We start from the raw sequence: 5462 nt of genomic DNA on the forward strand, positions 1-5462 counted from the left end.
AGAAGTGCAACGCCCCGCTATCGAAGGCGCGGCGCAACTGTTCGAGGAAGAGGCGCCGGAACAGGCGCGAGAGCACAGCACGGGCAGGAAGAAGCCGGGACGGCAGGCGGTCCAGTGCTCGCCATCGGGCGTGATGCCGCCGCCGGGGACCACGCAGTGCACGTGCGGATGATGCTGCAGGTTCTGCCCCCAGGTATGCAGGATCGTGATGAAGCCGATGGCGGCACCCAGGTGTCTGGGGTCGGCGGCGATCGTGCGCAGCGTTTCGCCACTGGTGCGGAACAGCAGGTCGTAGAGAAGACGTTTATTCTGGTACGCGAGCGCCGCGATGGGCTCGGGGAGCGTGAAGACCACGTGGAAGTACTCGACCTCGGGGAGCAGTTCAGCCTGCCGGCGCTCGAGCCACTGCGCGCGGGCGAGCGACTGGCATTTCGGGCAGCAGCGATGCCGACACGAGTTGAAGGCGATGCGCTGATGGCCGCAGGCATCGCACTGCTCAACATGGCCGCCCAGCGCTGCCGTGCGGCACAGCTCGATCGCGCGCATCGCGCGCCGCTGCGCACGACTGAGGCTGTCGGCATGAGTCTGCCGATACTGCGGGCCGCAGTGGCGGAAGATGTCGGCCACTTCCAGTGGCGCGCGCATGCCCGTGCTCAGAAGTACGCGGGCGCAGCGGGCTGGGAGGGGATGGGTTCGGGATGCGGCAGCAGGTCGAAGGGACTGGTGGTCGCGCACACGGTGCTGGTGGCGAGCTTCAAGTAGCGTAAATGTGCTGCAGCACATTTACGCTATTACCTACAGAAAGTTGTTATGTGCAGTCTCGAGCCCCGTCTCGTTGATAGCAAAGGATTCCGGTCGTAGGAGCTCGACATAAAATTTGGACGGGAGGCCCGCGACTAACAAAAGGCGAGCGTGACCTCCGTGGTCCTACAGCGAATGCAGCCACTCGAGAAGGGTCTTGTTCTGTTGCCAGGACGGGATCTTCGGAAGCAGCGTGCCGTCCACCACTTTCTCGAGTGCCTTCCGTTTCATCTCAAGATTTGCGCGAGCATAGATCTCGGTTGTCTTCACATCCACGTGACCCAGGAAGTCGCGGATGATTTCGAGCGGGACGCCACTCTGCAGCAGGTGCATTCCCTTTGTGTGCCTCAGGCTGTGAGGACTTACCGGTTGCGTGAACTCCGGATGATCGCGCCGTACAGGTTGCACATACTTGTGCAGGAGATAGCGCACGCCCGAGCGCGTTAACCGTGTACCGTGCCGGTTCTGGAAGAGCGGCTTGTCCGCATGTTCGGGGCGATCGAGGTTGTTGTCGCGTCGATACTGGCGCAGCAGTTCGACCGTCGCGTCCATCAGCGGCACGGCGCGCATCTTTCGCCCCTTTCCCATGAGCCGCACCTGCGATGGAGGATCCAGACGCACGTCGCCGGCGTTCAGGTCGATTAACTCCTGTACCCGGGCACCGGCGTCGTAGAGCACACTCAACATCACTGCATCTCTACGGCCCTCAGACGTACGCAGGTCTGGTTGCGCGAGAACCTGTGCGAGGTGTTCCCTGGAGAGGTAGCCGACGCTGGGGCGCGGCTGTCGTCGCAGCGGAATGGCGAGGATCTGCTGACACTGCAGCAGGCGCTCGGGCACTTCCGACTGTACGTAGCGGAAGAATGCGTGCAAGGTGGCGAGACGATGATTCTGCGTGCTGATCGAAACGTGCCGATCGTTGACCAGATGATCGAGGAACGCCTCCACAAGAGATGCGTCGATCTGTGCCATAGACAGACGGTCCAGGGCGATGCCACGCACGTCGCGACAGAATCGCAAAAACAGGGTGAACACGTCGCGATAGGCCTTGATGGTGTTGGGGCTTACATTGCGCTGTGCGGCCAGATACTGCGTCAGGAAGCTGGTCACAAGCTGGGAGAAATCCGTCGGCTTCATGCCCCGTTCCTCCGCGGGATGACGTCACCGAAAGCGGCGTTAGTGCGCAACGTGATCTCCGGAAACAGTTCGGCAATCAGATGCAGATAGCGCTGCGTTCCGGCAAGGGAACGATGGCCCATATAGGTCGCCAGCACCGGGAGCTTCACATCGAGGTCAGCTCCCTCGCGGCACCAGCGCAGCAAGGCATGCGCGGCAAAGGCGTGACGAAGATCATGTACGCGCGGCCCCTTGCCTCTACCGGCGTGCGCAATCCCGCTGCGCAACAGCAGGTCCCGGTATACCCAATAGACGGCTTCGAGACTACACGGGCCGTCGGATCGCGATGGGAAGAAGTAGGCATCGGGCGGACGATCACCCATGACTGCCGCATAGGTTCGAAGGCGCTCCACCAGCGGCAAGGCTGGAGGCACGAGGCGATCCTTGGCACTACGCCGCTAGCGGCGTAGTCACCGCTATGCCGCATCGTTAACTATGTTCGATTTGAACGGGGCGACGGCCAATTCAAAGGGAATCAACGAAAAATGATCGGCATAGTCTGATGGATGTCAGGCTCGCTTTTACGAGAGGCGCAGCAGGTCATGGAGAAGTTGTACCCGAAAACGCGGGTCGCACTCGCTCGATGCCAGAGGGACCTTGGGCGGAACGGTTTCTCAAGGGTCTGAAGCCATTGAAACTATGCCGATCCAGGCGACCTCAGAATGACGTCCTGCTGGCTCTTTGCCAGCATCATCGTGATCCAATCTCAGCCTGATCGGCATTGCCAGGAATGCGGCATAGTTGCCAAATTTAGCCTCACGCACCATCAGGATCCCCCGGTCGAGGTCAACATCAGCCACCCGCAGGTGCAGCACCTCGCCAAGCCGCAGGCCGCAGCCATACAGCAGCCGGAATACTTCCGGCATGATGAGATGCCGCATTGGAGATCGTGCGGTTGGTGTGAGCTGATCGACTTCGTGGAACAACCGCTTGATCTCGGCGTGGGTCAGAATGCGTGCTGAGAAAGCGTCAGCGTGCGTTGCCGTCAACGATCGATCCGGCACATCGGCGGGATACCCCAAGCGGCTCATGAATAGGGCAAATTGGCGAACCGCGCAAATACGATGACAGTGGGTACCCCGACTCTCGTGGGGACGCTTGGCGAGCCATTTGCGGCTGATTGAGCGCGGTAGCTCGCATTGCGATAGCGCCTCGTCGCATAAGAAACGATCGAACCGCGCCAGCAAGCGGGCTGGCTCATCATATCGGTAACCACATGCCCGCTTCTCCTGGACGAACTGTTCGATGAGCGCGCCGACAGCACTTCGGAACTGTCCCTTGAATGCTCTACTCGACATGGCGCATCTCCTCGGTGTTCAACGCAGCAGTGCGCAGGGTTTCCACGTCTGTCTTGGCGTAGATCAATGTCGAGGCCGTCGTCGCATGTCCCAGGATCTCGCTGATGACATGAAATGGAGTCTGCTCATGGAGCAGCTGCGCCGCCAGTGTATGGCGCAGCGAATGCAGACCGTGGCGTTGCCTGGTCCGGAAACGGATGCCGGCAAGGTCCTTCCAGAACTCGACAATGCGATGCAGGTTGTTGGTTTCGCAGAAGGGTTGAAAAGGAGGCGTCAGTGTGAGGAACACCTCGCGGCATTCTGAGTGAGGACGGCCTAATCTCAGATAGTCAATCAGCGCTTCTCCAACCTCTTCGGTGAGTGGCAGACAAAGCGGTGCGATGGTCTTCGACTGCGTCATCTCGATGGTTGCCGCTTCCCACTTCAGGTCATCGAGCGTTAGTGTCCGGATATCTCCCACTCTCAATCCGAGACGACAGGCAAGCAGGAGAATCGCGTAATCGCGCTTGCCTTTGGGCGAGCTTCGATCAACAACCTTGAGCAACCTGCTTACGAGCTCCGGGTCCCAGACCGATGGAACATTCGCATCCCGGGGAACGCGAACCACTGGCAATGCATGACTCAGATCGCGCTGCAGAATTCCACGCAGCAGAAGAAATCGCAGAAAACCACGCACATCGGAAACGATCCGCGAGACGGTCTTGGCAGCCAGACGATGCCCTGAGGTTACAAAGGCGGAGATATCGGCCGGCTGCACCTGATCGAAAGACGTGATGTTCCTTGATTCAAGAAAATCCGCAAATATGGCGATCTCTCGCATCCGTTCGCGAAGCGTTGTCGGTCGAAGATGAAGGCGATCGCGACAGTACTGTTCGTAGTCACGAACTGCCCCCTTCATGGACGGCGGGACCTGTATCTGCTGCATGTCGGTGACGGTGCGCTCAATATGCCCGTCATGCGCAAAGTCCTCCAGAACCTTAAGGGCAAACACGATATGCCGTCGCCACGCTTGGCGTGAGTTCAGGCATTCACCCTCACGCATCTGATACGCAGTGAAGAACTGTGTCACCAGGTCCTGAGAGTACTCATCTCCCAGGTTCATCTCGTGACAAAACGCGATGAGATGTCGCCAGACTGCGCGATAGCGCCCCAGGGATCGTCTGCTGTAGTGAAGCCTCTCCAGTTCGCCCACGGCTCCCGCAACGAACTGCGGCAACGGCAGGTGACGTGAAACTTGATGGGTCGACTGCTCCATGATCGAGCTCCTCACAAAAGGCGGTCCCGATGACCGCCAGGAGCTCCATCATGAAACTTTATGTGCAGCGATCCAACGCTGACGCCTTGCTCGCGAAGCGTTTGCCTTGGCTACTCTACATAACGTTCTACTGTGCGCAATAGCGTAAATGTGCTGCAGCACATTTACGCTACCTGAGGGTCGCCACCAGCACGGTGTGCGCCACCGCCAGCCCCTTCGATCTGCTGCCGCACCCCGAGCCCCTCCCGCCTCAGCCGCCTGCACCCGCGTACTTCTAGGCACGGCCATGCGCACGCCACTGGAAGTGGCAGACATCTTTCGCCACTGCGGAGCGCAGTACCGGCTAGCGCATGCCAGCGGGCTCTGTCGCGCCCAGCGGCGCGTGATGAGCGCGATCGCGCTGTGCCGCACCGCGGCGCTCGGCGGGCATGTCGAGCAGTGCGACGCCTGCGGCCATCAGCGCATTGCCTTCAACTCGTGTCGGCATCGTTGCTGCCCGAAATGCCAGTCGCTCGCCCGCGCGCAGTGGCTCGAGCGCCGGCAGGCCGAACTGCTCCCCGAGGTCGAGTACTTCCACGTGGTCTTCACGCTCCCCGAGCCCATCGCGGCGCTCGCATACCAGAACAAACGTCTTCTCTACGACATGCTGTTTCGCACCAGCGCCGACACCCTGCGCACGATCGCCGCCGATCCGAAGCACCTGGGCGCTGCCATCGGCTTCATCACGATCCTGCATACCTGGGGGCAGAACTTGCAGCATCATCCGCACGTGCACTGCGTGGTACCCGGCGGCGGCATCGCGCCCGATGGCGAGCACTGGACCGCCTGCCGTCCCGGCTTCTTCCTGCCCGTGCGTGTGCTCTCGCGCCTGTTCCGGCGCCTCTTCCTCGAACAGTTGCGCCGCGCCTTCGATAGCGGGGCGTTGCACTTCT

5 protein-coding genes and 1 pseudogene are annotated in these 5462 nt (G+C 60.6%); 1 reads left to right on the forward strand and 5 read right to left on the reverse strand.

The window, feature by feature from the left end; all coding sequences use genetic code 11:
* From ACGLHR_RS50480 to ACGLHR_RS50500, 5 genes and pseudogenes are all read right to left on the reverse strand, one after another.
* A pseudogene (locus ACGLHR_RS50480) lies at window positions 1–645 on the reverse strand (transposase zinc-binding domain-containing protein); the annotation flags it as partial.
* A gap of 282 nt (window positions 646–927) precedes the next feature.
* A complete protein-coding gene (locus ACGLHR_RS50485) occupies window positions 928–1938 on the reverse strand; it encodes a tyrosine-type recombinase/integrase (protein WP_400103490.1) in 1011 nt (336 codons plus the stop codon).
* Window positions 1935–2351, reverse strand: coding sequence for a tyrosine-type recombinase/integrase (locus ACGLHR_RS50490; protein WP_400103492.1), 417 nt, complete (start codon window positions 2349–2351; stop codon window positions 1935–1937). Before ACGLHR_RS50490 ends, ACGLHR_RS50485 begins: the two co-directional genes overlap by 4 nt.
* Window positions 2352–2591: 240 nt before the next feature.
* Complete coding sequence (locus tag ACGLHR_RS50495) at window positions 2592–3275, reverse strand: tyrosine-type recombinase/integrase (protein ID WP_400103494.1); 684 nt, start codon at window positions 3273–3275, stop codon at window positions 2592–2594.
* Entirely contained in the window at window positions 3265–4530 is a 1266-nt protein-coding gene (locus ACGLHR_RS50500) for a site-specific integrase (RefSeq protein WP_400103496.1), read from the reverse strand. The genes ACGLHR_RS50495 and ACGLHR_RS50500 overlap by 11 nt, the downstream gene beginning before the upstream one ends.
* Before the next feature lie 286 nt (window positions 4531–4816).
* Between ACGLHR_RS50500 and ACGLHR_RS50505 the strand changes: the two genes are divergently transcribed.
* Window positions 4817–5462, forward strand: a 646-nt coding sequence (locus ACGLHR_RS50505) for a transposase zinc-binding domain-containing protein (protein WP_400103498.1), incomplete at its 3' end; no start/stop codon positions are given.

Source organism: Cupriavidus sp. CuC1, assembly GCF_044627735.1.
Lineage (GTDB): Bacteria > Pseudomonadota > Gammaproteobacteria > Burkholderiales > Burkholderiaceae > Cupriavidus > Cupriavidus ulmosensis.

What these genes read in the sequence shown, in the direction of transcription:
- ACGLHR_RS50495 (WP_400103494.1), bottom strand. Translation starts at nt 3,275, where the DNA reads ATGTCGAGTAGAGCATTCAAGGGACAGTTCCGAAGTGCTGTCGGCGCG.
- ACGLHR_RS50485 (WP_400103490.1), bottom strand. Translation starts at nt 1,938, where the DNA reads ATGAAGCCGACGGATTTCTCCCAGCTTGTGACCAGCTTCCTGACGCAG.
- ACGLHR_RS50500 (WP_400103496.1), bottom strand. Translation starts at nt 4,530, where the DNA reads ATGGAGCAGTCGACCCATCAAGTTTCACGTCACCTGCCGTTGCCGCAG.